Here is a 26601-nt window from a genome sequence, read left to right on the forward strand (position 1 = left end):
AAGGGGTTTGACACAAATCACCCTGCGCTACGGTCAACGCGTGGCCAGCACAAAGAAGCTCTTCGCAGGGTTGACCCGGCGCGGACCGCATCGCGTCCTGCGCGGCGACCTGGCTTTCGCCGGCGTCCCCGGGGTGGTGTACACGCCGGAGTCCGGCCTGAACCTACCCGGGGTGGTGTTCGCCCACGACTGGATGGCACAGGCCGGCAATTACGCGCACACGCTGGAACACCTCGCGTCCTGGGGCATCGTGGCCGCGGCGCCGAACACCGAGAAAAGCGTGGCTCCCTCGGTGCTCAATTTCGCCTTCGACCTCGGTGCGGCGCTGGAGATCATCACCGGGGTGCGACTGGGTACGGGCAAGATCAGCGTGCATCCAGGCAAGCGGGGCGTGGTGGGCCACGGCTTCGGCGGGTCGGCGGCGGTGTTCGCCGCCGCGGGCATGGGCGGTGACGCCCACCGACCGAAGGCTGTGGTGGCCCTGTTCCCGACGGTGACCAAGCCGCCGGCAGAGCAACCCGCCGCCACGCTCAAGGTGCCAGGCCTGGTCTTGACCGCCCCGGGCGACCAGATGACGCTGCGTTCGAACGCTGTGGAGCTGTCCCGGGCCTGGGACGGGGCGACGCTGCGGACGGTCAGCAAGGCGCAGGCCGGCGGCCTGGTCGAGGGGCGTCGCCTGGCGCGTTTCTTCGGGTTGCCCGGCGCCGACAAGGACACCCAGAAGATCGTGCGCGGCCTGCTCACGGGATATCTGCTGGCGACACTCGCCGGCGACAAGACCTACCGCGATTTCGCCGATCCCGAGGCCGCGTTGCCGCACACCGAAACGGCCGACCCGAATGCTGATCCGGTGGCGCTCGAGGACAAGGTCGTCGCGCTGCTCAAGCCGTGATCGAGCGGGCGCGGCCGGATCAATCCGGGCGGTCGATCCGCAGCAGCTCGCGAGCCCTGATCGCCAGGAGTAGCTGAGCCCGGACGTCGGGGCTTTGCAGGTCGCGCCGGGTCAGCTGAGCGATCTTGGCGACGCGGTTGCGCATGGTGTGGCGGTGGACGCCCAGCTCGGCCGCTGCACCTTCCAGGTGACCGTTGTGCCGCAGGTAGCTTTCCAATGTGACGAGCAGTCCGTCGCCGGTGCCGTTGGGGCTCGTGTCCTGATCGACAAGCGGGGCAATGGGTTCGGCGATCAGGCGCAATTCATCTGCGCTGCGGCCGCCGAGGATGACGTCGAAAAGCCCGATCTCAGCATAGGTTTGGAACGCGTCGTCGCTGTTACCGATCAGCGCCGCAGTGCGGGCTTGGTTCACCGCGGTGGCGATGTTGCCGAATGTGGCGGGCTTGCTCAGGCCACCGCGCACCCGCTTCTGCAGTTGGGCGCCGACCTCGGTGACCAACAACGGCGCGGCGGCGGACTCGGCGGCGGGCAAGATGACGATCAATTCGCCTGCGCCCGAACAGATCAGGTACCGGGAGTGCCGGGACTCGAGCACGCGGAGCGCGTGAGTCTCGGCGGTGAGACTGGGGCCGGTGCCGGTCAATGCCACCACGGCGATGTCCTCGTCGGGGTCGAACCGGAAGTATCTGAGGACGGCGTGATCGATGGTCGGCGGGTCGGCGATGAGCCCGGCGGTGGTGGCGACCCGCAGCCGGTGCTCGGCGTCGAGGATCTTGGCAGGCTTGCCCATCTCGATGGAGATCAGCGACACGGCATGGGAAACAAGCAGGCGTTCGGTGGGAGACAGTGGCTCGTTGGTCTTGACGGCCAGATACCCGCGCAGCGGCTGGGCCGCCTTGAGCGCCTGCAACGTGCAGTAACCGGAGCCGTCGGCGACGACGCGGCTGGCGTGTTTGGTTCGCCTGTTGGCGCTGTCCTCGATCAGGCCCGCGCCCAGCGCGCAGACATGATCGGTTTCGGATCCGCTGGCCGCCAAGGCATTACCGTCGACGTCGATGACGACGACGGTAGCCGAGAGCAGCTTGCTCAATGCGGCGACGACAGCGGGGATACCGTTTCTCAGGGTTTCCCGGGCCAGCACTTCCTGTTGATCGACGACGCGCTGGACCGAGCGGAGTTGGTCGGCGGTGACTTCATCGATGATGGCTCGGCTGATGGCGATGAACGGGGTCTGCGGCGGAACGCTGAGCACGGGCAACCCCAGCGCGTCGCCCGCGGCGATGATCCCGGCCGGCACCGCCGGATGCGTGGTCCCGGTGTCGAAGGCCAACGCGGCGACTCCGGCCGAGGACAGCCGAGCCAGATATTCGAACTGTCGGTCGGCGGTGTCCCCCACGTTCATGCCGGTCGTCATCACGAGTTCGCCGCCCGACAGATATGGCGTCGGATCTTCGAGTTCGATAGCGTGAGCCCACCCGATCGAGCGGTCACCTCCGTCGCGGCCGGCGATCAAGCTCAGCCCGAGGCCGGGGGTCTGCGCGAGCCGGCGCACGGTCATCGTCATGGGCACGCCCTTGTGCCGGCGTCGAGGGAAGCACTGTGCACCACAGTTCTAATGTAAGGGCGCGCGCGTCAGGTGGTGCCCTGTCCCAGGCGGGGCGGGCCGCTGCGGTACTGCGGCGGTGTGATCGACAGCGAGACCGGATTGGCGACCTGCGGGGTGCTGCTGCCGGGCACCGGTACGGTCACCGTCAGCCCCAGCTTCTCGGCGAAGGTGAACGCCTCCGCCATGTCGTTGATCGGCCCTGCCGGCACGCCCACGGTGGTGAGTACCTCATACCAGTGGTCGGCGCCATGGGTGATCAACCGGGCCTCCAACAGAGCACAGAGTTCGTCTCGGTGCCGCACCCGTAATGCGTTGGACGCGAAGCGTTCGTCATCGGCGAGGCCGTCGAGTTCGAGCGCGGCGGCCAGCAACCGGAACTGCTTGTCATTGCCGACCGCCAGTGCGATCGGCCGATCCGCGGTGTTGAAGGTCTGGTACGGCGCGATGCTGGGATGGCGATTTCCCATGATCGTCGGGACGCTTCCCGCACCCAGGAAGCCGGAGGCCTGGTTGACCATGGAGGACAACAACACCGAAAGCAGGTTGGTGTCGACACGTTGCCCCTGCCCGGTGCGGTCGCGGTGGGCCAGTGCCACCAGGATGCCGGTGACGGCGTGCATGCCGGTGAGCACGTCGACCATCGCGACCCCGACCTTGGTGGGGTCACCGGGTTGCGGACCGGTGATGCTCATCAGACCGCCGACAGCTTGGACCAGCAGGTCGTAGCCGGGCAAGGCTGCCCCGCCGTCGTGCCCGAATCCGGTTATGGCGCAGTAGATCAGGTCTGGCTTGACTTCGCGGAGGGTGTCATAGCCGAGTCCGAGCTTTTCCATGGTTCCGGGCCGGAAGTTCTCGACGACGATGTCGGCGCGGCTGACCAACTCGAGGGCCCGGGCGACATCGTCGGGATCGGTGAGGTCGAGCACCAGAGACCGCTTGTTGCGATTGACGGAATTGAAGTAGGTGGCGACGCCGTCGGCATCGTAGGGCGGTCCCCACTCGCGGGTGTCGTCCCCGACGCCGGGCCGCTCGATCTTGATGACATCGGCACCGAAGTCGCCGAGCATCATGGTGGCGTACGGGCCGGCGAGTACACGACTGAAGTCGACGACGGTGATTCCGTCGAGCGCACCGGTGCTCATGAGCGCGGTGCTCCACCGCGCAGGTACACCGTCGTGGTGTGGGTGAAGAACTCCCGGGCCGCCGATCCCTGTTCTTTCGGCCCCAGCCCGCTCTTCTTGGCGCCGCCGAACGGCACATGCGGATCGGCCCCGGCGGATTCGGAGTTGACGTGCAGTACCCCGACGTCGAGGTGTTCGACCGCCTGCAGCGCGCGGGTCAGGTCCTGGGTGAAAACCGCGGCCGAGAGGCCGAATTCACTGTCATTGGCCAACGCGAACGCTTCGTCGGCGTCGGCGGCGCGACGCACCGCGAGCACCGGGCCGAACAATTCGTCGGTCCACAGGTCGGCGGGCTGGTCGCCGAGTTCGATGACGGTGGGCGCGACGAAGTAACCGCGGGAACGGATTTCGTCGCTGTAGGGCTGCCCGCCGGCCAGGACGGCCGCTCCCTGCGACCGCGCGGTTTCGATCCCGGTCGTGATCGTCTTGTGCGCCGACTCGCTGACGACCGGCCCCATCTGGGTGGCCTCATCGACCGGATCGCCCACGACAAGTGCCCCGGCACGGTCAGTGAGGACGTCCAGGAAGCGGTCGGCGATCTTCTCGGAGAGAATCAATCGGGATGTGGCGGTGCACTTTTGACCGGTCGAGCGGAACGCGCCCAGCATCACCTGCTCGACCGCCAGGTCCAGATCGGCATCGTCGAGTACGACAGCGGCGTTCTTGCCGCCCATCTCGGCCTGGGCGGGCACCCCGCGCTCGGCTGCCTGGCTCGCGATCCGCCGCCCGATGCCGGTCGATCCGGTGAAAGTGACCGCATCGACGTCGGGATGGTTGACGATGCCGTCGCCGATGGCCGAGCCACCGATGAGCAGATTGAGCACACCCGCCGGCAGACCCGCGGTGTCGAGCGCGCTCGCCAGGTGCATCGCGAGCAGCGGCACGGTGCTGGCCGGCTTCCACACCACCGAGTTGCCGTAGATAAGCGCCGGCGCGATCTTCCAGGCCGGGATGGCGATGGGAAAGTTGAACGGGGTGATGACCCCGACGACACCAACCGGCTTGCGGGTGACCAGGATCTGTTCACCGGCACGCGGCGAGGCGTAGATCTCGCCTGCTTGGCGATCGCCCTCGTTGCCGTAGTAACGGAGAATCTGGGCAGCACGACGCACTTCACCGACACCCTCGGCCAGCGTCTTGCCTTCTTCGACCGAGAGGTCGCGCCCCCACTCGGCGGCCTTCTCGTCGAGAATCTCGGCGGCGGTCAGCAGCACGCCACCGCGCGCGGCCATCGGAGTGCCCGCCCATCCGCGAACCGCGTCGCCGGCCGCGGCCACCGCTGCGTCCAGATGGTCCGTGCTCGCGGCGCCGCCTTCGGCGACGATCGACTGTGGCCGCGAAGGATCGACACTCCGGACACCGTCACCCTCGCCGGAAATCCATTGCCCGGCAACGAGGTGCTGCAGCCGTGTAGGGGTCTGCATGGTCATTCGATTGCTCCAATCAGGTTGCGGCTCAGCGGAACGCGGCTTGGCCGGTCAGGGCCTTGCCGATCGCGAGCAGGTGCATCTCGGAGGTGCCTTCGTAGGTCAGGACCGATTCGAGGTTGTTGGCATGCCGCAGCGGCGAGTACTCCAGGGTGATTCCGCTGCCGCCCAACAGGGTTCGGCACTCCCGGGCGATGGCCAGGGCCTCGCGCACATTGTTGAGCTTGCCCAGGCTGATCTGTTCGGGCCGCGCCCCGTCGGCGTCCTTGATGCGGCCCAGGTGAATCGCCAGCAACATCCCCTTGCCCAGCTCCAGGGTCATGTTGGCCAGCTTCTCCTGGGTGAGCTGGTAGCTGATGAGCGGCTTGTCGAACACCTCCCGCGCAGACGCGTAGTCGATCGCCGTCTCCAGGCTGTCACGCGCGGCGCCGAGCGCACCGAACACGATGCCGAACCTGGCCTCGTTGAGGCACGACAACGGGCCCGACAATCCTTGGGCCAACGGCAGTTGTGCCGACGCGGGCAGGCGCACGTTGTCCAACACCAGCTCCGAGGTCACCGAGGCCCGCAGGGACAGCTTGCGGTGGATCGCGTTGGCGGTGAATCCCGGGGTGTCGGTCGGCACCAGGAAGCCGCGAATACCGTCATCGGTCTGCGCCCAGATTGTGGCCACGTCGGCGAGGTTGCCGTTGGTGATCCACATCTTGGTGCCGTTGAGCACCCAATCGCTCCCGTCGCGGCGGGCCCGGGTACGCATGCCGGCCGGGTTGGAGCCGAAGTCCGGCTCGGTCAGGCCGAAACAACCGATCGCCTCACCGGTGGCCAGCCGCGGCAGCCACTCGTTTTTCTGCTCCTCGGAGCCGAACCGGTAGATCGAGAACATCGACAGCGATCCCTGCACGGACACGAAGCTGCGGAATCCGCTGTCACCGGCCTCCAACTCCATGCAGGCCAACCCATAGCTCACGGCATTGGTACCCGCACACCCGTACCCCTGCAAGTGCATGCCCAGGACGCCCAGATCTCCGAACTCCTTGGCCAATTCCTTTGGCAAGGTGGCCGATTCGAACCAGCCCTCGACATTCGGCTTGAGCCGGGTATCGACGAACTGGCGCACCGTCGCGGCGATGTCACGCTCGTCGCTGTCGAGCAGGCGGTCGGTGTCGAACAACTCCAGCGGCCGGTAGGTGGACTTCTTGGCAGCGGGGGCGGTGGTCAGCGTCATGGGTAACTCCTGGGCGTTGGTTGTTTCGGGTGAGTTCAGAGCGCGGCGAAGGCGTCGCGTACGACCGCCAGTGCCTCGATGAGCAGATCATCGGAGATGGACAGCGGCGGCAGGAAGCGCAGCACGTTGCCGAAGGTTCCGGCCGTCAGCGTCAGCACACCGTTGTTGAGGCAGTGGCGGCTGACCGCGGCCACCGCGTCGCGGTTGGGGGTGCGGGTGCCGGGGACGACGAGCTCGGCGGCGATCATGGCGCCGCGACCGCGGATGTCGCCGAGTACGTCGGTGGTCGCGGCAATTCCACGAAGTCCGGACACCAGGATGTCGCCGATGGCCTGCGCGCGGTCGAGCAACTGATGCTTCTCGATCTCGTCGAAGACGCCGAGAGCGGCCGCGCAAGCCACCGGGTTGCCGCTGTACGTGCCGCCGATCCCGCCCGGATGCGCGGCGTCCATGATGTCGGCGCGCCCGGTGACCGCCGCCAACGGCATGCCGCCGGCCAGGCCCTTGGCGGTGACCACCAGGTCGGGCACCAGGCCGTCATGCTCACTGGCGAACCAGGTCCCGGTGCGAGCGATGCCGGCCTGCACCTCGTCGGCGACCAAGAGGATGCCGTGGTCGCGGCAGAAGTCGGCCACCGCACGCAGGAAACCGTCGGCGGGAACGATGAATCCGCCTTCACCCTGGATGGGTTCGACCACCACGCAGGCCACCGCGTCAGCGCCGATCTGCGCGTCGACGAGTTGGGCGAACTGGCTGAACGCCTCGGCGGCGCAATTCTCCGGGCCGGACGGCCAGCGGTACGGGTAGGCCATCGGCGCGCGATACACCTCGGGGGCGAACGGCCCGAAGCTGTGTTTGTAGGGCTGGTTCTTGGCGGTCATGGTCATCGTCAGTAGCGAACGGCCGTGGAAGGCGTGGTCGAACACCACCACGGCGGGCCGCTTGGTGGCGGCGCGGGCGTACTTGACCGCGTTCTCGACGGCCTCGCTGCCGGTGTTGAACAGCGCGGTGCGCTTCTCGTGTGTCCCGGGGGTGAGCCGGTTGAGCGTTTCGGCCACCTCGATGTAGGGCTCGTACGGCGTGGCCAGGAAGCAGGTGTGGGTGTAGCGGGCCAGCTGGTCGGCGGCACGCTCGACGACGGCCGGCGCGGCATTGCCCACGGTGGTGACCGCGATGCCGCTGCCCAGGTCGATGAACGAGTTGCCATCGACATCGACGATCACGCCGCCGCCGGCGGCGGCCGCGTAGACCGGTGCCCCGCTGGCCAGACCGGCCGGCAGCGCACCCGCGCGGCGGGCCGCCAATTCGCGGGAGCGCGGCCCGGGCACCTCGGTAACGAGTCGGCGTTCCTGACGGAGTTTCGGACCGCCGACCGCCGTGTCGAGCATCGTCATCTCGCTCATTCCTTCCGTCGATGTGGGCGTCACATTACGAACGGAACCGCCAGGAATCCTATCGCCGACTTGGACAAAATTCGCGTCCGCACTGTACATAGCGGTGGTTCCAGAACGCGGGCGGGTCCTCAACACTGTGGGCGTCGAACGCCGACGCCGAATGGAGGAAAACCGTCATGGGCTCTGACATCGTCACCACCGCGCGGCTGCACAGCGGGATGATCGCCGAGGCGCTCGGCCGGATGCAGCCGCCGGGCGAACAGATGGTCTTCGTCGACCAGGACGGGATCGACACCACCCGCGCCGTGGTGGCATGGGCCGACCCGACGCCGCTGCTCACCGAGGCCTGCGCGCTGTTCGAGCACTTCGGCCTTCGGGTGGCGGCCCAGCACACCGTTGACGCCGCCGAACTTCCGATGACCGTGTCGGTGTTCGATTTCCTGACCTCGCAGCCATGGCGGGCAGGCGCCAGGGACAAGGTCGCCGACGCATTCGCCGCCCGCACTGCACATGGTTTCCTGATCGACGACTACGCACGCCTGATCCCGTCGGCGAACATCACCTGGCGTGAGGTCGTCCTGGTGCGTTCGGCCAGCCGATTCCTGCGCCAGGCCGGGCTCGGCATGTCGCAGCGCTACGTCATCGACACCTTGACCCGAAACGCCGACTTCGTCGCCGCCCTGGTCGCTTTGTTCACGGCGCGGTTCGACCCGCAGTTGCGCGACCGCGAACCACGGATGGCCCACGCGCAGCACCGCATCGACACCCTGATCGAAGAGACCACCTCGGTCGACGAGGACCGGATTCTGCGGGCCTTCACCTCGTTCGTGTCGGCCACCTTGCGCACCAACTGGTTTCAGCGCGGCCCCGATGGCCATCCGAAGCGCCGGGCGGCCTACCTGATCGAATCCGCGGCGCTATATCCGCCGGGGCCCATCGTTCCGTTCCGGGAGATCTTCGTCGACAGCGAGGACGTCGAGGGAATCCACGCGCGCAGTGGGCCGGTGGCGCGCGGCGGGTTGCGCTTCTCCGATCGGCCCGAGGACTACCGCACCGAAGTCCTCGGGCTGATGAAGACTCAGACCGTCAAGAACTCACCGATCGTTCCGGTCGGCGCCAAGGGCGCATTCGTGCGCAAGAATCCGAGGGTCAGCGTCGAGCAGGCCTACCGCACCTTCGTCGCCGGGATGCTCGACCTCACCGACAACCTCATCGACAACCAGGTCTGCCCGCCGCAACACACCGTCGTCTACGGCGGAAACGACACCTATCTGGTGGTGGCCGCCGACAAGGGCACTGCCCGCTTCTCCGACGTCGCCAACGAATTGGCGCTCGACCGCGGGTTCTGGCTGGGCGATGCCTTCGCCTCCGGCGGTTCAGCAGGCTACGACCACAAGAAGATGGGCATCACCGCCCGCGGGGCATGGGTGTCGGTCCGCGCACACTTCGCCGAGCTCGGTCGCGACGCCGACGCCGACCCCCTCACCGTCATAGGGATCGGCGACATGTCAGGTGACGTCTTCGGCAACGGAATGCTCTTGTCCCCCAACCTCAAACTGATCGCCGCCTTCGATCACCGCCACATCTTCATCGACCCGGATCCCGACCCGCGGACCGGCTACGCCGAGCGAACCCGGCTTGCCGCGATGCCGGCCAGCAGCTGGGACGACTACGACCGCACCGTCCTGTCACCCGGCGGCGGGGTCTGGTCGCGCGACGCCAAGCGAATCGACCTGCCCGCCGCGGCACGCGAGGTGCTCGGCTTCACCGCCGAAACGGCCGCTCCCAACGACGTCATCCGGGCCATCCTCACCGCCGACGCGGATCTGCTGTGGAACGGCGGAATCGGCACTTACGTGAAGGCCGCGCGCGAAAACCACACCGATGCAGCGGATCCGGCCAACGACGCCATCCGCGTCGATGCAGAGCAGCTGCGCGTGGCCGTCATCGGCGAGGGCGGGAACCTCGGGCTGACGCAACGTGCCCGCATCGAGTACGCGTTGGCCGGCGGCCGCATCAACGCCGACTTCATCGACAACGCCGCGGGCGTGGCCTCATCCGACCGCGAGGTCAACCTCAAGATCGCCCTGCAGTCGGCCCTGCGCGCCGAGCGGGTCACGGTTCCCGGACGTGACGAGTTGCTGGCCGCCTGTGAGGACGAGGTCGCCGCGGCGGTCCTGCGCCGCTGTGAGAACCAAGTGCTGGCCATCGGTCTGGCCGAAGCGCAAGCCCCTGCGCTACTCAACCGTCACGAACGGCTGATCGAGAATCTCGAACAGGTCTCCGGTATCAGCCGTACGGCCGAAATGTTGCCCGGCAGGGCCGAACTCGTCTCCCGTACCCGCGCCGGCCGCGGGCTGACGCGTCCGGAGATCGCGGTGCTGCTGGCGCATTCCAAGAACGTCGTCCGCGACGAGCTGCTGGACTCCGCGGTGCCCGACGATCCGATCTTCTCCACCGCGCTGCGCGACTACTTCCCCACGCCGTTTCGCATCCACCTCGATGCCGACATCTCCTGCCATCGGCTCGCCCGGGAGATCATCGCCACCCAGATCGCCGACGACCTGATCAACCACGTCGGTCCGGGCCTGATCTATCAACTCGACGAGCGCCTCGGCGTATCCACACCGACGGTTGCGGCGGCCTACACGGTGGTGCGGCATCTCTTCGGGATCGACGACATGTGGCGCGAGGCGCTGGAGCAGACCGCCGCGTGCCCGGCACAACGGAACGTCGCACTCCACTCGGTGCAGCACTTCATCGAATACACCGCGGGACGCCTGCTGCGCCGGCACAGCGGGATTCTCGACATCGGCTCGACCATCGCGGCCTACCGGCGACACGTCGATGCCCTGCATGACCAGCGCCGCGACTTCGGCGACCGGTGGCCCCGGCTACGCCCGGACTCGTTGGACCTCAGCCGCACCGCCACCAGGATGGGCGGGGATATCACGGTGGTGGCCGGCGTGTTCCTGGCGATCGACGACCAGCTCGACCTGGATTGGATCGAACGCGGATTGCGGGCGCACACCACATCGACCTGGTGGGACGCGATGGGTGTGGGCGCCCTGTATGACCAGTTCGCCGATACCCATCATCAGCTGACCGCCGCGGTCCTGAGCTTGGCCGCCGACCCCGAGGAAGCGCTGCGGGTGTGGCGTGACGGCGCAGCGGCGGCGCTGGCCCGCTTCGGCCGGATGCGCGCCGAGCTGGGTCGCGACGGCGTCATCGACGTCGCCCGAGGGGCCACCGTACTCGCCGAACTCGCGCTCCTTCTTCGCCACACCGACGACCTGATCCGCTGAGCGTGCGTAACCGTCAACCGGCCTTCACGAGTCGCCGCCCAGCGACACCAACGACCAGGGCGTCGCTGAAACCGGCAGCGCTCTCGGGGAATTCGGGTCTTCCAGCTTGGAACCGGCGACGTGCTCGGCATCGTTGGCGACGATCACCCGCCCCTGCGAGTTGGTGAGTGCCAGGGGTGTGCGATGCGCCGCGAAGGTCGGCAACAGCGCCGCGTCCAGTCGAGCCACCGGCACATCGGCTCCTGCCACACCGATGAATTCCCCACGCCCGGAGCGCACCGGGACGGCGAACGTACACACGTACAGATCGACGCCGGTGTAATCCAGGTACGGCCCGTACACCCACCGGGTGCCGCGATCGCGGGGCACCGAATACCACTCCATCGTGGAATAGTCGTAGAAGTACTCGCTGCCCGGATTGAGATCCAGTTCGAGGCGTTGGGCCTCTCCACCGGTTTTGGGATTTGGCTGCCACCACTTGAGGTACCGAGGGACGTCCGCCAACGCGCCGTCCGCAACGACGAATCCGACCCCGTTCACCAGATGGGCCTGCCGCCGCAATTCACCGATCACCGGGTCGCGCAGCGCCGCCAGGTCCGACGAGGTCGGCTTGGCGCCGGAGTCCTCGATGTGGTCCCACAGCACACGGGTGGCCGCTGCGACGGTGCTCAACGAGGCGAAGAGGTTCTCTACGAGTGCGGTCACGGCCGCAGAGACCGGCTCGAGTGCCGCATCGCCGTTGTCGGCGCGAAACGACCGGTCCGTTCCGTTCGCCATCATCTCGAATGCCCTTCCGTCTGTATCGGCGTCAGCCTAGGCACCGGCGCCCGGCAGGATGCCGGATCAACCCGCGGACTCATGTTCTGGCGAGCTCCATCCGCAGGCCGATGAGCCGTCGGATGGTCAGCGCGCTGTACTCCTCTGCCAATGATCGCGCGCCGGCTTGATCCCCGGTCTCGATCGCGTCGACGAGTTGGTGATGCCGGGCCGCCTCGTCCGCCGGATCCAGCCCCAACCGTGGCAGCCAGACCATCGCCGCCAATTCGGCCTGAATGTTCACCTCTGCGCGGGTGAGACGAGCCGACTGCGAGCACACCGCGATCTCGATCTGGAACCGGCTGTCGGCGCGGCGGCTGGTGATCGCATCATCGCTGGCCGCAAGGCGGTTCGCCAACGTACGAAGCCGCGCGATGTCGGCCGCCACGGCCCGGCGGGTCGCGAGAACCGCGGTGGCACCGGCGACCGCGAAGTGCTCGTCGCCCAGATCGCGCAACCCCTCAACGGTCAGCTCCTGCAGCAGGGCCAGCGATCGCGTGTGCACGTCTTCAGCCGAGGCGCGCACGAAGCTTCCGCCGCCGCGCCCCCGCTTCGTCACCACCAGCCCCTGCTCCCGCAAGATGGCCAGCGCTTCACGCAGGGTCATGGTCGATACGCCGAGTTGAGTGGCCAGATCGATCTCGCTCGGAAGTTGCTCACCGTCGGAGATCACCCCGAGGCCGATGGCCGCCGAGATCCGCGCCACCACGGCATCCGTGCGGGGGCCGCTGCCCGCCAAAGGCGACAACACAGCCCCCACCGCGGTCAGCCCGCGCAACTGTTCGACCGCCACTGTTCCTCCTGCCAGGGCAATTTCGACGATGGTACGCGATAAGTCTTGAACTATGAACTATGGTCCTTTATGTTTTAAATCTATGGCTTGCCTCACAGCCCACCTCTGAACATGGCCCCTGACACAGAAAGCCGGCCGCCTATGTTGAAAACACCCGAGCCGCACGACGAGGACCACGCGCAACTCGCCGCGCTCGGTTTCCAGTCCGAGTTCAAACGAGACATGAGCCTCTGGGCCAACTTCTCGCTCGGCTTCACCTACCTCTCGCCCGTCGTCGGCATCTACACCGTCTTCGCCTTCGCACTCGCCGCGGCCGGCCCGCCGATGATCTGGAGCCTGCTGATCGCGGGCTTCGGCCAGATGCTGGTCGCGCTGGTGTTCAGCGAGATCGTCGCCCAGTTCCCGGTGGCCGGCGGCGTGTACCCGTGGGCCCGCCGGCTGTGGGGCCGCAAATGGGCGTGGATGACCGGTTGGGTGTACATCTTCGCGCTGCTGGCCACCATCGCCGGCGTGGCCTACGGCGCCGGCCCGTTCGTGGCGACCGTATTCGGTTTCACCTCAACGGTTTACACCACCGTGGTGTGTGCGCTGATCGTGCTGCTGCTGGCCACCGTCATCAACCTCACCGGCACCAAGATGCTGAGCTACTTCGCGATCTTCGGCTTCACCGCCGAGCTGATCGGCGCGCTGATCGTGGGCGGGTGGCTGTTGCTCACCCAACGTCACCACGGGTTGGGCGTACTGTTCGACAGCTTCGGAGCGCAGGGCGAGCACAGCTTCCTCTACGCGTTTCTCGCCGCCAGCCTGATCGGCGTCTTCCAGTACTACGGATTCGAGGCCTGCGGTGACGTGGCCGAGGAGGTCCGCAACCCCGGGGTGCAGATCCCGAAGTCGATGCGACGGACCATCTACATCGGCGGCGCCGCAGCCACTTTCGTCTGCCTCAGCCTGGTTCTGTCGGTCGTCGACATCGGTGCGGTGATCCGCGGTGAGGACGTCGATCCGATCTCGACCGTGCTGGCCACGGCCTTCGGCCCGGTCGGATCCAAGATCGTGCTCTGCATCGTGCTGATCTCGTTCGTGTCCTGCGCCCTGAGCCTGCAGGCCGCAGCCAGCCGGCTGCTCTACTCGTACGGCCGCGACGGCATGATCGTCGGCTCCAAGCTGTGGGCCCGGTTCGACAAGAAGCGCCACGTCCCCCCATATGCGTTGCTCGCCGCCGCGGTCATCCCCGCCGCCCTCATCATCGGATCGATCGTCTCCACCGACGCGCTGACCAAGCTCATCAGCTTCGGTTCGGTCGGCATCTACATCGCCTTTCAGATGGTCGTGTTCGCCGCGCTGCGTGCCCGCATCAAAGGTTGGGTCCCCAGCGGCAAGTACCGCCTGGGCGGATGGGGAATGTTGGTAAACGTCGGTGCCCTGGTCTACGGCGTGGCAGCCATCGTCAACATCTGTTGGCCCCGGACGCCCGAGGCGCCCTGGTACGACAACTACATCGTGCTGCTGATGTCGGGCATCGTCCTCGGGCTGGGTCTGCTCTACATGGCCATCGTCGGTTCCCACTCCAACGGCACCACGCCACACGCCGACGCGATCCCAACGGCCCCGGCCGAATCGCCGGACAAACCCGTTGTGGTGCAGCCGGTTTAGCCGATCTCAGACTACGAACACCAGAGGAGAGTCACCGTGACTCCGAACACCATCACCACCGACACCGAGGCGCCGCGACTGCATGTCACCGATCCCTCGTTCTCGATCACCTCGGACGCGGTCCACGACGCCCGCGAGGCCAGCTGGTTCGCCCACACCGAGTACGGGATCGCCGTCCTGCGCTACGCCGAGGTCAGCGAGCTCATGCACCATCCGAGCCTGCGCCAGGGCAGTGTGCACTGGCCGGCCCACAACGGGGTGACCGACGGCCCGTTCCTGGACTGGTGGAACAGCTGGATCCTGAACAAGGAGGGCCAAGAGCACCGCCGGCTGCGGACCCTGCTCAACCCCGCCTTTTCGAAGCGGTTGATCAAAGGCCTGGTGCCTCGATTCCAGGCGCTGGCAGGCGAACTCGTCGACGCATTCGCCGAGCGGGGCGAGTGCGAGTTCATCGGCGAATTCGCCGATCCGTATGCCGCCCGCGTCATCGCCATCATGCTCGGGTTGCCCGAGTCGGAGTGGGAGATCATCGCCCGCGAATCCGCCACCATCGGGCTGGCGATGGGCATCACCTTCAAGCAGGAGTTGCCCCGGATCGAGGCCGCCCTGGCCACGCTGTTCGAGTACGCCGATGCCGCGATCGCCGACCGCGAGGCCAATCCGCGCGACGACTTCACGACGACGTTGGTGCAAGCCAAGAACGACGGCGGGCTGTCCGCCGAGGAACTGCGCGATGCCTTCGTACTGATGATCTTCGGCGGCTACGACACCACCCGCAACCAACTCGGCCTGGCGATGCAGAGCTTCATCGACAACCCCGATCAGTGGGATCTGCTCGCACAGAACCCCGCTCTCGGCGGCAAGGCGGTCGAAGAGGTCATGCGGACCAATCCGACGGTCCGCTGGGTCACCCGCGAGGCAACCGAGGACTTCGAATACCAGGGACTGGCGATCAATGCCGGAACCACCGTCCACCTGTTCAGCGAATCGTCGGGCACCGACCCGCGAGTGTTCGGGCAGCCCAGCTTCGACATCGCCGCAGAACGCAAGCCGCACTTCGGTTTCGGCGGCGGGGCCCACCACTGCCTGGGGCATTTCGTGGCCCGTGCCGACATGGCCGAGGCGCTGCCGCTGCTGGCCCGCCGGCTTCGGGACCCGAAGATGCTCGACGGCGCCGACTGGATGCCCGACTCGGGCAACACCGGCGCGAACAAGCTGCCGATCAGCTTCACCCCCGCCTGAGCGGGCCATCCATCCACCCACACACTCATCCCGAAAGGTCCGCGTCCATGAGCACAACAGCGCTCGACCAACACCGAGAGGCCAATTCCGCACCCGGAGCCCTCGACGCCGCACTCGCGGCGATCGAGGAGTACGGCGTGGAGTTCGTCTACTTCCAGGCCGTGACGATCACTGCGCGAGTCGTCGGAAAAGTCGTGCCCGCCGACCAATTCACGCGGCTGGCGACCCGCGGCGTCATGCAGCACCGCACTGCCATCGCCAACCTGCAGACCACCCGCGAGGGCATCCTGCTCGGCGGCGGCGTCGGCGCAGCCGAGTACTGCGCGATGCCCGACCTCGACACGTTCTCGGTGCTGCCCTGGGACCACAAGACCGCACGCGTCTTCTGCAGCCTGTACGAGCCCGACCACGTGATGGTCGATCCCGGCGCTCCCCTGCCGACCGACACCCGCGGCCTGATGAAGCGACTGCACGCCGCATTCACCGATCGGACCGGGCTGGAACTGCGCACCGGCACCGAACCCGAGATGACCTGGGAAGGACCGGGTTTCATCACCTCATCACGACCCGACTCGAGCCCCGCCTATCACATCGAGCACCTCGAGCGGTACCGCGCGATCTACCAAAAGGTGATCACCTACGCGAAGTTCATGGGTTTCCAGATGGTCGAAGGCGACTTCGAGGACGCCGGCCAGGTCGAGCTCAACTGGATGTTCGACCACAGCGACGCAACGGCCGACCGGCTGATGACCTACCGGCAGATCTGTAAGCAGGTCGCCCGGGAGCTCGGCATCGAGGCGAGCTTCATGCCCAAACCCGGCCAGGGTTACATGGGCAACGGCTGCCACCACAACTTCAGCCTCTGGCGCGGCGACGTCAACATCCTGGCCGAGGAAGGCCGCCACGACCTGCACCTGACCGAGGAGGGGCAGTACGCCCTGGGCGGGCTGCTCACCCACACCCCGGGCGCGATGCTGATCATGGGGTCAACGGTCAACTCCTACAAGCGATACTGGGATGCGGGACAGTTCGCCCCGTCGAAGATCAACTGGGGCCTCGACAACAAGACCTGCACGGTGCGGCTGTCGGCCAACGGCCGGCTCGAGTACAAGCTCCCCGATGCCGCATGCAACCCGTACCTGACCCACGCGGCGATGCTGGTGTCCATCGACGACGGCCTGAAGAACCAGATCAACCCCGGCGCACCGACGGTCGGCTCGAGCTACGAGTCCACGGAACCGGAGTTGTTCGGCGAACTGCCGCTCACCCTCGGTGACGCACTGGCGGCGTTCAAGGCCGACGACTACCTGATCAACGCGCTGGGTGCTCCGCTGGGGAATCTGTTGCTGGAGTACAAGACCGACGAGTGGGCGCGGTTCAACAGCTCGATCACCGACTGGGAGCGCAACATGTACTGGGAGGACACCCCGTGACCGAGCCGCTGCGCCTGGCCTGCATCGACGCCGACGCTCCGCCGCTGTTCGGGCTCGCCTCGTCGCCGGGCGGCCGGTTGGGATACGAGCCGGCCGTGGCCGAACTCCTTGCGGCCGAACTGAACCGGAAACTGGAGTGGGTCATCATGCCGTGGGGCGACATGCTGCCCGCCGCCCGCGACCATCGGGTGGACGGCGTGCTGTGCGGTCAGGGCATCATCCCCGCCCGCCTGGAGCAGGCCGATTTCACCCGGCCGTACGGGATCTTCCACGAAGGCATCCTGATGCGCCGCGGCGAGGCGGTGCCCGACCCGGCCGGCCTGGTCGGCAAACGGATCGCCGCCATCCGTGCCTCGGCCAACTACAACTTGGCCGCCTCGTTCACCGGCGCCGAGGTGGTCGAGTTCGAATCGGAGCACGTCTACGAGGACATGCTGGCCGCACTCCGCACGGGCGAGGTCGACGCCGTCTGTGATGACGACGTCGTGTTCGTCCCGCTCGGGGACTCCGACCCGGATTTCGAGCTCGCGTTCGTCGTCAAGACCAACAACCCGTGGGGCATCGCCGTCGCCAAGGACCGCCCGGAAACCCTTGCAGCCCTTGACGGTGCGCTGGCTCGGATCATCGCCGACGGCCGGCTGAAGTCCGCGTGGGCGCACTGGCTGCCGACGCTGGACTACCCCTTCGAGGTGGGCTGACATGCGACCGCTGATCGCGGTGCCGGGCCGGCGTGCTGCCCGCGTGCCGATCCTGCGCTTCAGTGCGACCCTGGCCGCAGAGGCGATCTGCGAGGCGGTGTGGGCGGGTGGCGGCGAGCCGCTCGTGCTGCACGGCCCGGACGATGACCCTGCCGCCGAACTGGCCGACCGGCTGGCCCGGTTCGACGGCATCTGCATGCCCGGAGGGGCAGACCTGGACCCGCGGCACTACGGGCAGCAGCCTGTTGCGGAGACCGAAGATCCGGTGGCACACCAGGATGCGTTCGACATGGCGGTCATGTCCTGCGCTGTGCGACTCGACATCCCGACGCTGGCGATCTGCCGCGGTATGCAGATCCTCAACGTGGTGCAGGGCGGTGATCTGATTCAACACCTGCCGCCGAGCAGCGTCGGGCACGGCAACGCCGTGCACGACGTGACGGTGGCCGAGGACAGCCGGCTGTTCCAGGTCACGGGGTCCACACGGGTCCCGGTGTCGTCGTATCACCATCAGGCGGTCGGTGTGATCGGCGCCGACCTGCGGGTGGTCGCCACCGCAGCCGACGGGTGCGTGGAAGCCCTCGAACACACCGGCGGACATCTGCTTGCCGTGCAATGGCATCCGGAGGATCTCCACGCGTCCTCGCGCAGCGATGCAGCGCTTTTCGCCGATCTCTCCGAACGAGCCGCCAAATCCAGAATGGAGGCCTTGGTATGAACAACGCCGTCGTCCTGCGCGACGAGGTCGAACCGTCCCGCACCCGTAACCGGGAACCGGGACGCCCGCACGTCGCGGTGCTGGTATCCCTCAACTTTCCCGATCTCACCGCACCGGTCGCCGCACTGCACCGGCGCTTCACCCGCACCGCCCTGAGCGCACTGGCCGAGCTCGATGCCAGTTTCGAGCTCGTGGACACCTCCGAACCCGCAAGCGTCGACGTGGTCGTCGATGCCGACGGCCTGCTGGTGCTCGGTGGCGGCGATATCGCCGCGACCTGTTACGGCGGACCGGAAGGCACCCTGCCGAACTCCTACGGGGTCGACGCGGAAGCGGACCGGGTCAGCCTCGCCATGATCCGGGCGTACATCGACGCCGGCCGCCCGGTGCTGGGTATCTGCCGCGGTTCGCAGCTGATCAACGTGTGCTACGGGGGCACCATCATCGGAGACATCACTGATTACCAGCTGCATCGCGGCGGGCCGGGCGAACACCTTTTCATCGATGAGAAGGTCGAGGTCCTGCCCGAGACCCGGCTGGCCGTCATCCTCGGTGCGGGGCCTCTGGTCGTCCGGTCCGGTCACCACCAGGCCGTCGACGACGTGGCAGATGAGCTCGTCGTCGCGGCCCGGGCCCTCGACGGCATCGTCGAAGGCGTTGAGCACCCGACTGACTGGGTGCTGGGTGTGCAGTTCCACCCGGAAGACGACGACGGACCACTGGAACCGCTGTACCAGCTGCTCGCCGGCTTCATCGCCGCCGGTGCGCCTGCCCCGGAGGCCCGCTGATGGAAAACAGCATCGTCGTCCGGATCGCCGAGATCCAGGTCGAGACACCCGACATCCGGGGTCTCCGCTTGGAGCAGCTCGACGGGTCTCCCTTCGGTGAGTGGCAGTCCGGCGCGCACATCGACGTGACCGGACCCACCGGGGTGCTTCGCCAGTACTCACTGGCCGGCTCCCCCAAGGACGATTCGTCGATGTGGGTCGCAGTGAAAAAAGAAGGGCCGCAAGGCGGCTCAGCGGCCATGCATGCGCTCAAGGTCGGCGATCACCTGAAGATCAGCAAGCCGCGCAACATGCTCGGCATCGTCCCCGACGCCGCCAAACACATTCTGATCGCCGGCGGCATCGGCCTCACCCCGCTGATGAGCATGGCCTTCGAGCTGTACAGCTGGGGCGCCGACTTCGAGCTGCACTACTTCGCGCGGTCACGGGAGGAGATGGCGTTCGACGACTTCCTCACCGAACGAGTCGAATACCGTGACTTCGTCACCCTCCACATCGGGGTACCGCGCACCGAGCAACCCGCGCTGTTCGAGCGGATGGCATCGAGCCTCTCGACCGATACCCACGTATACACCTGCGGCCCAGAAGGATTCATGAACCAGGTGGTTTCCGCGTTCACGCCCGCGGTCGGCGCCGACCACATCCACCTCGAAGCGTTCACCCCGAAGGAAGTCGACACCTCCGGCGACACGGCGTTCACCGTCGAACTGACCACCGGTGAGGTGTTCGAGATCCCGGCCGACCGCTCGATACTCGACGTGCTCGAGGAAGCGGGCTGCGACGTGTTCAGGTCGTGCGGCGAGGGCATCTGCGGGTCCTGCGTCTCCGGTGTCGTCGAGGGCATTCCGGATCACCGCGACAACTGCCTGTCGGCCACCGTCAAGGCCAACAACGAAGAAATGGCGCTGTGCGTATCCCGCTCTCGCAGCGACAAACTCGTCATCGAACTCTACTGACCACACAGACTGGAGAACACCAATGAGCTTGTACGTCGTGACCGACCCGGCCACCGGCGACGTCGTCAAGGAGTACCCGACCGCCACCGAGATCGATATCGACAACGCCCTGTCGGCTGCCGTGACCGCGAGCAAGGCGTGGGCGCGCGAGACCACCGTTGCCGAGCGCGCGGCCCTCATCCGTCGGGTCGGTGAGTTGCATGCCGAGCGTGCGGACGAACTCGGCGCGATCATCGTGCGTGAGATGGGCAAGCCGCGCGACGCCGCGGTCGGTGAAGTCAAGTTCAGCGCCTCGATTTACGAGTACTACGCCGACCATGCCGAGACGCTGCTGCGGGACCAGCCGATCGAACTGCTCGACGGCGCAGGCGAAGCGGTGATCACGAACAGCCCCTACGGCGTCCTCTTGGGGATCATGCCGTGGAACTTCCCGGCCTACCAGGTCGCCCGGTTCGCCGGGCCCAATCTGTGTGTCGGCAACACGATCCTGCTCAAGCACGCCCCGCAATGCCCGGAGTCGGCCGCCGCGATCCAGCAGATCTTCGATGACGCCGGCTTCCCGGCCGGGGCGTATGTGAACATCTATGCCACCAACGAACAGGTGGCCAGGCTCATCGAAGACCCACGGGTGGCCGGGGTTTCGCTGACCGGCTCCGAGCGCGCCGGTGCCGCCGTCGCCGAGATCGCCGGACGCAATCTGAAGAAGGTCGTCCTGGAACTCGGCGGCTCGGACCCGTTCATCCTGCTGTCCACCGCCGATCTCGATGACACCGTCGCCAAAGCGGCGGCCGCCCGCCTCGACAACACCGGGCAGGCCTGCAATGCGGCGAAACGGTTCATCGTGGCCGACGACCTCTACGACGCGTTTCTGGAGAAATTCACCGCCGCCGTCCTCGCCGCCGCCGACGACATCACCCCGCTGTCATCGGAGCTGGCCGCCGATCGGCTGCAGGCACAGGTGGACAGCGCCGTCGAACAGGGTGCGACGCTGACCAGTGCCGGCGAACGCAACGGTGCGTACTTCCCGACCGGCGTGCTGACCGACGTCAAGCCCGACAACGACGTCTACCACCAAGAACTGTTCGGCCCCATCGCGATGGTCTTCAAGGCAGGGTCCGAAGACGAGGCCCTGGAGCTGGCCAACGACACCCCGTTCGGCCTGGGCTCCTACGTCTTCACCACCGACGCCGAACAAGCCAAGCGGGTCGCCGCGAAGATCGACGCCGGCATGGTGTTCATCAACGGCGTCCAGGCCGACGGCGTGGAACTGCCGTTCGGCGGCATCAAGCGGTCCGGCTTCGGCCGCGAACTCGGCACACTCGGCATCAGCGAGTTCGTCAACAAGAAGCTGATCCGCACGGTCGGGTGATCGGTGGCACGGTCATGACGCGGCTCTCGCCACCACCACCACCATCCCAACCAACTGGTTGGGTTGCTACACTCCTGCGATGCGCACTGGCATCTTCCTGAGTTACGCCGGCGGCTTCAAAGAAGCCGCCGACCAAGTAGTCGAACTGGAAAAGGTGGGCGTCGACATCGCCCTGGTCGCCGAAGCGTATTCCTACGACGCGATCAGCCAGCTCGGCTACCTGGCCGCCAAGACCTCCACCATGGAACTCGGCACCGGCGTGGTCCCGATCTACACCCGCACGCCGGCCCTGATGGCCATGACCGCGGCGGGCGTCGACTATGTATCCGACGGCCGCTTCCGCCTGGGCCTCGGCACGTCCGGTCCACAGGTGATGGAGGGATTCCACGGGGTGCCGTTCGACGCGCCACTGGGCCGCACCCGCGAGGTGGTCGAGATCTGCCGCAAGGTGTGGCGGCGCGAGAACCTCGACTACGACGGCAAGTACTACCAGCTGCCATTGCCCGCCGACCGCGGCACCGGGCTGGGCAAGTCACTGCACTTGATCAATCACCCTGTGCGGGCGCGCATTCCGATCACCATCGCCGCGCTGGGACCCAAGAACGTCGAGCTGACCGCCGAGATCGCCGAGGGCTGGCAACCGGTTTTCTACCTGCCCGAGAAGGCCGACGACGTGTGGGGCGACGCCCTGCGCGCCGGGGCGGCCAAACGCGATCCGGAACTGGGTCCGCTGGACGTGATGGTCAGTGCCAGCCTGGCGATCGGCGACGATGTCGACGATCGGCTGGAGTGGGCGAAACCCCAACTGGCGCTGTACATCGGCGGCATGGGTGCGCGCGGCCAGAACTTCTACCACAAGCTGGCCACCCGGTACGGCTATGGCGAGGTCGCCGACCACATCCAGGATCTGTTCCTGGCCGGCAAGAAAGCCGAGGCCATCGCGGCGGTGCCCGACGACCTGGTGCGCAACGTGTCACTCGTGGGGCCGAAGGGCTTCGTCAAGGAACGCCTGGCCGCCTACGCCGAGGCCGGGGTTACCACGATGCTGGTGCACCCGCTGGCCACCGACGGCGCCGAGACCGTGAAGTTCTGCGAGGAGTTGGTGGAGCTCACCCGGTAGGAAACCAAGCGGGTCAGCCAGGATCTGAGGCAGCTGACCGATCGCGGGCCTCGGCATCGAGGAGCAGCGATTCGAACAACCGGTTCACGCCGTCCATCTCCTCCGGATCGGTGACAGCCGCCGCGTGCGCGAAACCGTCGACGATGGCACCGATCACCCGCGCCACCTGAACCGCGTCGTGCTCGGCGGGGATCAGTCCGGCTCGCTGACCTTCGACGACCGACCGCGCGAGCGCGTCCGTCATCCGAGCACCCTGTCGCGCAAAACCCGCGATCAGCTCCTGGTGCCTGCGGGCATCGATCGGTGCCGTCGCGACGAAACCGGCGAGCTCGGGAAACTCACGATTGATGCGGATGGATTCGGACAGCGCGGCTCGCAACAGCTCGTGCATCGAGCGCGGCCCGGCCATCGCCGGCGCGGCACTGGCCAGGATCTTGCCGTAAACATCCGCGCAAACTTCTTCGAACAACTTGCTTTTCGTGCCGAAGTGGTAATACACCGATCCAGCAGTGACGCCGGCAATCTCGGCGATCTGGTTGTTGGTGGCCGGTCCGTAGCCGAACTGCGCAAAACACTGGCAGGCTGCATCGATCACCCGCTGCCGGGTGTCGCCACTGTCGATACCTGCGGGCCGGCCGGGCCCGGTCTTGGCGGTCTTGGTCGCGCTCATCGGACCATCTTGACGCAGAAATCGACGCCCCGGGTGACCACGACGGTTGTCAGCGATGCCCCGCTAGCCGCCGACCTGGGGTAGCTCGTCGGCCGCGATCGCGCACGGCGTCTCGTCGGCCGGGACAACCGCCGCGTCGTCCGGCGGAACCGGGGCACCGGGAGCGACGACGGGCACCGGTTCGGCGGCAGGCTCGACAGTGGTTTCGGGAGGCACGGACCCGGGCACCGCGGCCGAAATCTCCTCGGCCTTCGCTTCGGCAGGGTCGTCGTCCGCCACGTTATCCTCCTCGGCCGCAAGGTCTTCGGCTTCCACGTCGTCGTCATCCGGTTCGAGGTCCGGTTCCTCCTCGTCTTCCTCCTCGCCGGCGTCATCTGCGTCGTCCAACTCGTCGGCCGCGTCGGCGGTTTCCGGTGGGTCGAGCTGCCCGGGCAGGGCGTCGTCGGCGTTCGAACCCAGCGCACCGTCGGTTGATCCGATCAACCCGTCGAGCATGTCAGCGAGTTGCCGGCCCAGGCCCGACATCCCGGAACCCATGCCGGACAAACCGCCACCGGACAAACCGTCACCCGACGGCGAACCCCACCCGGCCGTCGGATCCGCTGCGGCCGGACTGACGGCCGGCAGCACGGCCTGCTCGGGCGCTGCGGCCGAACCGACCGCCGGTGGCGCGAGAGTCGGTGCAGCAGCAGGCATCTGACCGATCGGCGGCGTCGCGCCAGCGGACCCGGCAGTGGATCCCCAGGGCACTGGGGCGGAATCGGCCGGTGCTACGAATCCCACCGGAACGGTGCGGGCACCGCCTACCGCCGACACCGCCGCGCCGACGCGAGGTGTCCACGCCGGCCCAAGATCACCGGGGATCTCGAACACCGGCGCCGGGCCATCGGACAGCGCGGTGATCGCCGCGGCGTAGGCGTCGGATACCGCGGCTCTCGCCGAACGCATCGCGGGCACCCAGTCGGCGCCGATGTCGTTGGAAACGAAGGGCTTCACCTGTGCGTCGATCAACTCGCTGGCCAGGTCGCGATTCCCGAGTCCGGTCCGCACGGCACGCGCCGCCGCCAACCAGTCCTGGCGCTGCGCCGCACATCGCGCTTCGATACGTTCTGTCACCGCGACCTTGGTGTCGACCGCCCGCCACAGTTGGTCGTGCAGCAGCGTCAGCGTGTCGACCGCTGCTCGCACGGCCGATACCGCCTGCCGGGCCGCATCAGCGTGGCGGTACAGGAATTCCCGTGCGGCCTGCGCACCGCGCCCCTGCCAGGCCAGATCAAGTGCGCTCAGCTGAGCGTCCTGCAGCCCCAGCGCCTGCTCGGCCCGCCCGGCAACCGCGGTCAACGCCGCACAATCGGCGTCGAGCACCGGCAGGTCCAGGCCATCTTCGGTGGCGTACCAATCGTGCACCTGGCCGACGTAGGAGGTGAGGTCTGGGTTCTGGTAGCCCAGAAGTGCGCAGGCCCAGACGAACTCGGCGAAGGTCTCGACGGCGGACTGTCCCTGGTCCAGACGCCCTGCGACGTCAGCGCTCTGGACCATAACTCAGCCCACCCGGGCAGCCGCGTCGGCGTCTGCGGCGAGGTATCGGTCGGTGGTGCTCGTCAATACCTCGGCGACCTCGCCTGCCGCCCGGGCCCACTGCCGAAGGGACGCGATCCGTTCGTCGAGCGCGGCCCGCACCGAGTTGCCCGAGGCGACGTGTTCGCGACCGGCCGCCGCCCCGTCGAACCGGAGCCGCACCTGGGCAGCGGACTCGATGATGTCGGCGGCCGCCCGGTGCTCCCGCGCCACCTGTCGTAACGCCTCGGCGTCGACCCGCGCGGCGCTTACATCTCCCATGCCCGGTTTAGACGCAGCCGGGCAGCATCCGGTTCCCTCGGGTTTGAATGTTCCTCGCGCGAGCGCTCGTCAGACCGACTGGCCGCTGACCGAATCGGCCACCCGCACCGCCAGCATCCGCGCCGTGTTCTCGTCAGCCGCCTCGACCATCACCCGAACCACCTGCTCAGTGCCCGAGGGCCGCAACAGGATTCGTCCGGTATCGCCGAGTTCGGCCTCAGCTTGTGCCACGGCGGACTGCACGGACGGCGACTTGGCCACCGTCGCCTTGTCGTCGACCTGCACATTGATCAGAACCTGCGGCAGCGTGTGCATCGGCTCGGCCAAGGCCGCCAAGGTGGAGCGGGTCTGCGCCATCCGCGACATCAGCCGCAGGCCGGTGACGATGCCGTCCCCGGTGGTGCCGAAGCCCGGCAACACGATGTGCCCCGACTGCTCGCCGCCGAGCGAGAACTCACCGGCCCGCAGTTCCTCCAGCACGTAGCGGTCACCCACAGCGGTGGTGCGGACGTCGATCCCGACTGCCCGCATGGCCAGGTGCAATCCCAGGTTGCTCATCACCGTGGCCACCAGCGTGTTCGAGGCCAACTCGCCGGCTTCCTGCATCGCGAGTGCCAGCACGACCATGATCGCGTCGCCGTCGATGACCCGCCCTGCCGCATCCACGGCCAGGCACCGGTCGGCGTCGCCGTCGTGGGCCAGACCCAGATCGGCACCGTGCTCGACGACAGCGGCCTGCAGCACCTCCATATGAGTGGACCCGCAGCCGTCGTTGATGTTGAGGCCGTTGGGCTCGGCGTTGATCGCGATGACGTTGGCCCCGGCGGCCCGGTAGGCCTGCGGGGCGGCCGTCGACGCCGCGCCGTTGGCGCAGTCGACGACGACGGTGAGGCCGTCGAGTCGAGTGGTGACGGCCTTGCTGACATGGCGCAGGTAGCGGTCCAGCGCGTCGTCGGCGTCGAGAACCCGGCCGATGCCGGCGCCCGTCGGTCGCAGCCCCGGTCCCCCGTTCACCAACTCCTCGATACGGTCTTCGGCGGCGTCGTCGAGCTTGTGCCCGCCGGGACCGAAGATCTTGATGCCGTTGTCGGGCATCGGGTTGTGTGAGGCAGAGATCATCACGCCGAAATCGGCATCGTAGGCGCTGGTCAGGTAGGCCACTGCGGGGGTCGGCAAGACACCGACCCGTAAGACGTCGACCCCTTCACTGGCAATGCCGGCCAGCATCGCCGGCACCAGCATCTCGCCGCTGGCCCGCGGATCCCGGCCCACCAGGGCAAGCCGACGGCCCTTACCTGTGGAATTGCCGAGACGCCGGGCCGCCGCCGAACCGAGTGCAACTGCCAGTTCAGCAGTCAGATCGCGATTGGCGACTCCGCGCACTCCGTCGGTGCCGAACAGTCGAGCCATGCCCTTAAACTTCTCATAATTGGCCGCCCGAAACACAACCGACGAGGTCAGCGACCATCCCGGGGC

At 67.3% G+C, this 26601-nt stretch carries 22 protein-coding genes; 11 read left to right on the forward strand and 11 right to left on the reverse strand.

The genetic code is table 11. The annotated features are described in order from the left end of the window. Positions 1-40: 40 nt before the first annotated feature. Positions 41-892 carry a dienelactone hydrolase family protein gene (locus K6L26_RS24720; protein WP_019345364.1) on the forward strand — a complete coding sequence of 284 codons (852 nt, stop codon included), beginning with the start codon at positions 41-43 and terminating at the stop codon, positions 890-892. A gap of 19 nt (positions 893-911) precedes the next feature. On the opposite strand, the gene K6L26_RS24725 is transcribed toward K6L26_RS24720, so the two are convergent. The 5 genes from K6L26_RS24725 to gabT all read right to left on the reverse strand — a co-directional run bounded on the left by K6L26_RS24725 (position 912) and on the right by gabT (position 7719). Next, a complete protein-coding gene (locus K6L26_RS24725) occupies positions 912-2456 on the reverse strand; it encodes a PucR family transcriptional regulator (protein ID WP_064897733.1) in 1545 nt (514 codons plus the stop codon). Positions 2457-2524: 68 nt separating this feature from the next. After that, a complete protein-coding gene (locus tag K6L26_RS24730; RefSeq protein ID WP_221851865.1) occupies positions 2525-3640 on the reverse strand; it encodes a CaiB/BaiF CoA transferase family protein in 1116 nt (371 codons plus the stop codon). Continuing rightward, a complete protein-coding gene (locus K6L26_RS24735; protein WP_221853463.1) occupies positions 3637-5103 on the reverse strand; it encodes an aldehyde dehydrogenase family protein in 1467 nt (488 codons plus the stop codon). Before K6L26_RS24735 ends, K6L26_RS24730 begins: the two co-directional genes overlap by 4 nt. A gap of 31 nt (positions 5104-5134) precedes the next feature. After that, on the reverse strand, positions 5135-6331 hold the full coding sequence (locus K6L26_RS24740) for an acyl-CoA dehydrogenase family protein (RefSeq protein ID WP_221851867.1): 1197 nt from the start codon (positions 6329-6331) through the stop codon (positions 5135-5137). 35 nt (positions 6332-6366) lie between these two features. Then, positions 6367-7719 carry a 4-aminobutyrate--2-oxoglutarate transaminase gene (gene gabT, locus K6L26_RS24745; RefSeq protein ID WP_435405374.1) on the reverse strand — a complete coding sequence of 451 codons (1353 nt, stop codon included), beginning with the start codon at positions 7717-7719 and terminating at the stop codon, positions 6367-6369. 182 nt (positions 7720-7901) lie between these two features. On the opposite strand from gabT, the gene K6L26_RS24750 reads away from it, so the two are divergent. Next, complete coding sequence (locus tag K6L26_RS24750) at positions 7902-11030, forward strand: NAD-glutamate dehydrogenase domain-containing protein (RefSeq protein ID WP_221851870.1); 3129 nt, start codon at positions 7902-7904, stop codon at positions 11028-11030. A gap of 24 nt (positions 11031-11054) precedes the next feature. Here the strand turns inward: K6L26_RS24750 and K6L26_RS24755 are convergent, their stop codons facing one another. Together K6L26_RS24755 and K6L26_RS24760 are read right to left on the reverse strand one after the other, a co-directional pair. Then, a complete protein-coding gene (locus tag K6L26_RS24755; RefSeq protein ID WP_221851872.1) occupies positions 11055-11807 on the reverse strand; it encodes a PDC sensor domain-containing protein in 753 nt (250 codons plus the stop codon). Between the two features lie 79 nt (positions 11808-11886). Beyond that, positions 11887-12639, reverse strand: a complete 753-nt coding sequence (locus K6L26_RS24760; protein WP_019345292.1) for a FadR/GntR family transcriptional regulator — start codon at positions 12637-12639, stop codon at positions 11887-11889. A 141-nt stretch (positions 12640-12780) separates the two neighbouring features. Here K6L26_RS24760 and K6L26_RS24765 point away from each other — a divergent pair, with 141 nt between their 5' ends. The 9 genes from K6L26_RS24765 (at position 12781) to K6L26_RS24805 (ending at position 22616) form a co-directional block, all read left to right on the forward strand. Further along, complete coding sequence (locus K6L26_RS24765; RefSeq protein ID WP_221851874.1) at positions 12781-14292, forward strand: APC family permease; 1512 nt, start codon at positions 12781-12783, stop codon at positions 14290-14292. 36 nt (positions 14293-14328) lie between these two features. After that, positions 14329-15534 carry a cytochrome P450 gene (locus K6L26_RS24770; protein WP_019345294.1) on the forward strand — a complete coding sequence of 402 codons (1206 nt, stop codon included), beginning with the start codon at positions 14329-14331 and terminating at the stop codon, positions 15532-15534. A gap of 47 nt (positions 15535-15581) precedes the next feature. Then, positions 15582-16967, forward strand: a complete 1386-nt coding sequence (locus K6L26_RS24775; RefSeq protein WP_019345295.1) for a glutamine synthetase family protein — start codon at positions 15582-15584, stop codon at positions 16965-16967. Beyond that, positions 16964-17665 carry a substrate-binding periplasmic protein gene (locus K6L26_RS24780; protein WP_221851876.1) on the forward strand — a complete coding sequence of 234 codons (702 nt, stop codon included), beginning with the start codon at positions 16964-16966 and terminating at the stop codon, positions 17663-17665. The genes K6L26_RS24775 and K6L26_RS24780 overlap by 4 nt, the downstream gene beginning before the upstream one ends. A 1-nt stretch (position 17666) precedes the next feature. Continuing rightward, a complete protein-coding gene (locus K6L26_RS24785; RefSeq protein ID WP_047036394.1) occupies positions 17667-18383 on the forward strand; it encodes a gamma-glutamyl-gamma-aminobutyrate hydrolase family protein in 717 nt (238 codons plus the stop codon). After that, positions 18380-19171 (forward strand): gamma-glutamyl-gamma-aminobutyrate hydrolase family protein, encoded by a 792-nt coding sequence (locus K6L26_RS24790; protein ID WP_019343096.1) that lies wholly within the window; start codon positions 18380-18382, stop codon positions 19169-19171. Before K6L26_RS24785 ends, K6L26_RS24790 begins: the two co-directional genes overlap by 4 nt. Further along, complete coding sequence (locus K6L26_RS24795; protein ID WP_036388989.1) at positions 19171-20127, forward strand: PDR/VanB family oxidoreductase; 957 nt, start codon at positions 19171-19173, stop codon at positions 20125-20127. Before K6L26_RS24790 ends, K6L26_RS24795 begins: the two co-directional genes overlap by 1 nt. 22 nt (positions 20128-20149) lie before the next feature. Then, positions 20150-21496: an NAD-dependent succinate-semialdehyde dehydrogenase gene (locus K6L26_RS24800; RefSeq protein ID WP_221851878.1), complete on the forward strand. Its 1347-nt coding sequence runs from the start codon at positions 20150-20152 to the stop codon at positions 21494-21496. A gap of 79 nt (positions 21497-21575) precedes the next feature. After that, complete coding sequence (locus K6L26_RS24805) at positions 21576-22616, forward strand: LLM class F420-dependent oxidoreductase (protein ID WP_019343099.1); 1041 nt, start codon at positions 21576-21578, stop codon at positions 22614-22616. Between the two features lie 13 nt (positions 22617-22629). Here K6L26_RS24805 and K6L26_RS24810 read toward each other — a convergent pair whose 3' ends face one another. The 4 genes from K6L26_RS24810 to glmM all read right to left on the reverse strand — a co-directional run bounded on the left by K6L26_RS24810 (position 22630) and on the right by glmM (position 26535). Then, entirely contained in the window at positions 22630-23286 is a 657-nt protein-coding gene (locus K6L26_RS24810) for a TetR/AcrR family transcriptional regulator (protein ID WP_036388997.1), read from the reverse strand. A gap of 63 nt (positions 23287-23349) precedes the next feature. Continuing rightward, positions 23350-24825 carry a hypothetical protein gene (locus K6L26_RS24815; protein WP_221851880.1) on the reverse strand — a complete coding sequence of 492 codons (1476 nt, stop codon included), beginning with the start codon at positions 24823-24825 and terminating at the stop codon, positions 23350-23352. A 3-nt stretch (positions 24826-24828) separates the two neighbouring features. Further along, positions 24829-25125, reverse strand: coding sequence for a type VII secretion target (locus K6L26_RS24820; RefSeq protein WP_043370201.1), 297 nt, complete (start codon positions 25123-25125; stop codon positions 24829-24831). Between the two features lie 69 nt (positions 25126-25194). Beyond that, complete coding sequence (glmM, locus tag K6L26_RS24825; RefSeq protein ID WP_221851881.1) at positions 25195-26535, reverse strand: phosphoglucosamine mutase; 1341 nt, start codon at positions 26533-26535, stop codon at positions 25195-25197. Positions 26536-26601: the final 66 nt, after the last annotated feature.

This window comes from Mycobacterium farcinogenes (assembly GCF_019739075.1).
GTDB classification, from domain to species: domain Bacteria; phylum Actinomycetota; class Actinomycetes; order Mycobacteriales; family Mycobacteriaceae; genus Mycobacterium; species Mycobacterium senegalense.

Bases quoted from the DNA above. Each gene is read 5' to 3' on its own strand.
- K6L26_RS24725 (WP_064897733.1), bottom strand. From the start codon at position 2,456: ATGACGATGACCGTGCGCCGGCTCGCGCAGACCCCCGGCCTCGGGCTG.
- K6L26_RS24730 (WP_221851865.1), bottom strand. From the start codon at position 3,640: ATGAGCACCGGTGCGCTCGACGGAATCACCGTCGTCGACTTCAGTCGT.
- K6L26_RS24735 (WP_221853463.1), bottom strand. From the start codon at position 5,103: ATGCAGACCCCTACACGGCTGCAGCACCTCGTTGCCGGGCAATGGATT.
- K6L26_RS24740 (WP_221851867.1), bottom strand. From the start codon at position 6,331: ATGACGCTGACCACCGCCCCCGCTGCCAAGAAGTCCACCTACCGGCCG.
- gabT (WP_435405374.1), bottom strand. From the start codon at position 7,719: ATGCTCGACACGGCGGTCGGCGGTCCGAAACTCCGTCAGGAACGCCGA.
- K6L26_RS24750 (WP_221851870.1), top strand. From the start codon at position 7,902: ATGGGCTCTGACATCGTCACCACCGCGCGGCTGCACAGCGGGATGATC.
- K6L26_RS24755 (WP_221851872.1), bottom strand. From the start codon at position 11,807: ATGGCGAACGGAACGGACCGGTCGTTTCGCGCCGACAACGGCGATGCG.
- K6L26_RS24765 (WP_221851874.1), top strand. From the start codon at position 12,781: ATGTTGAAAACACCCGAGCCGCACGACGAGGACCACGCGCAACTCGCC.
- K6L26_RS24775 (WP_019345295.1), top strand. From the start codon at position 15,582: ATGAGCACAACAGCGCTCGACCAACACCGAGAGGCCAATTCCGCACCC.
- K6L26_RS24785 (WP_047036394.1), top strand. From the start codon at position 17,667: ATGCGACCGCTGATCGCGGTGCCGGGCCGGCGTGCTGCCCGCGTGCCG.
- K6L26_RS24790 (WP_019343096.1), top strand. From the start codon at position 18,380: ATGAACAACGCCGTCGTCCTGCGCGACGAGGTCGAACCGTCCCGCACC.
- K6L26_RS24795 (WP_036388989.1), top strand. From the start codon at position 19,171: ATGGAAAACAGCATCGTCGTCCGGATCGCCGAGATCCAGGTCGAGACA.
- K6L26_RS24800 (WP_221851878.1), top strand. From the start codon at position 20,150: ATGAGCTTGTACGTCGTGACCGACCCGGCCACCGGCGACGTCGTCAAG.
- K6L26_RS24805 (WP_019343099.1), top strand. From the start codon at position 21,576: ATGCGCACTGGCATCTTCCTGAGTTACGCCGGCGGCTTCAAAGAAGCC.
- K6L26_RS24810 (WP_036388997.1), bottom strand. From the start codon at position 23,286: ATGAGCGCGACCAAGACCGCCAAGACCGGGCCCGGCCGGCCCGCAGGT.
- K6L26_RS24815 (WP_221851880.1), bottom strand. From the start codon at position 24,825: ATGGTCCAGAGCGCTGACGTCGCAGGGCGTCTGGACCAGGGACAGTCC.
- K6L26_RS24820 (WP_043370201.1), bottom strand. From the start codon at position 25,125: ATGGGAGATGTAAGCGCCGCGCGGGTCGACGCCGAGGCGTTACGACAG.
- glmM (WP_221851881.1), bottom strand. From the start codon at position 26,535: ATGGCTCGACTGTTCGGCACCGACGGAGTGCGCGGAGTCGCCAATCGC.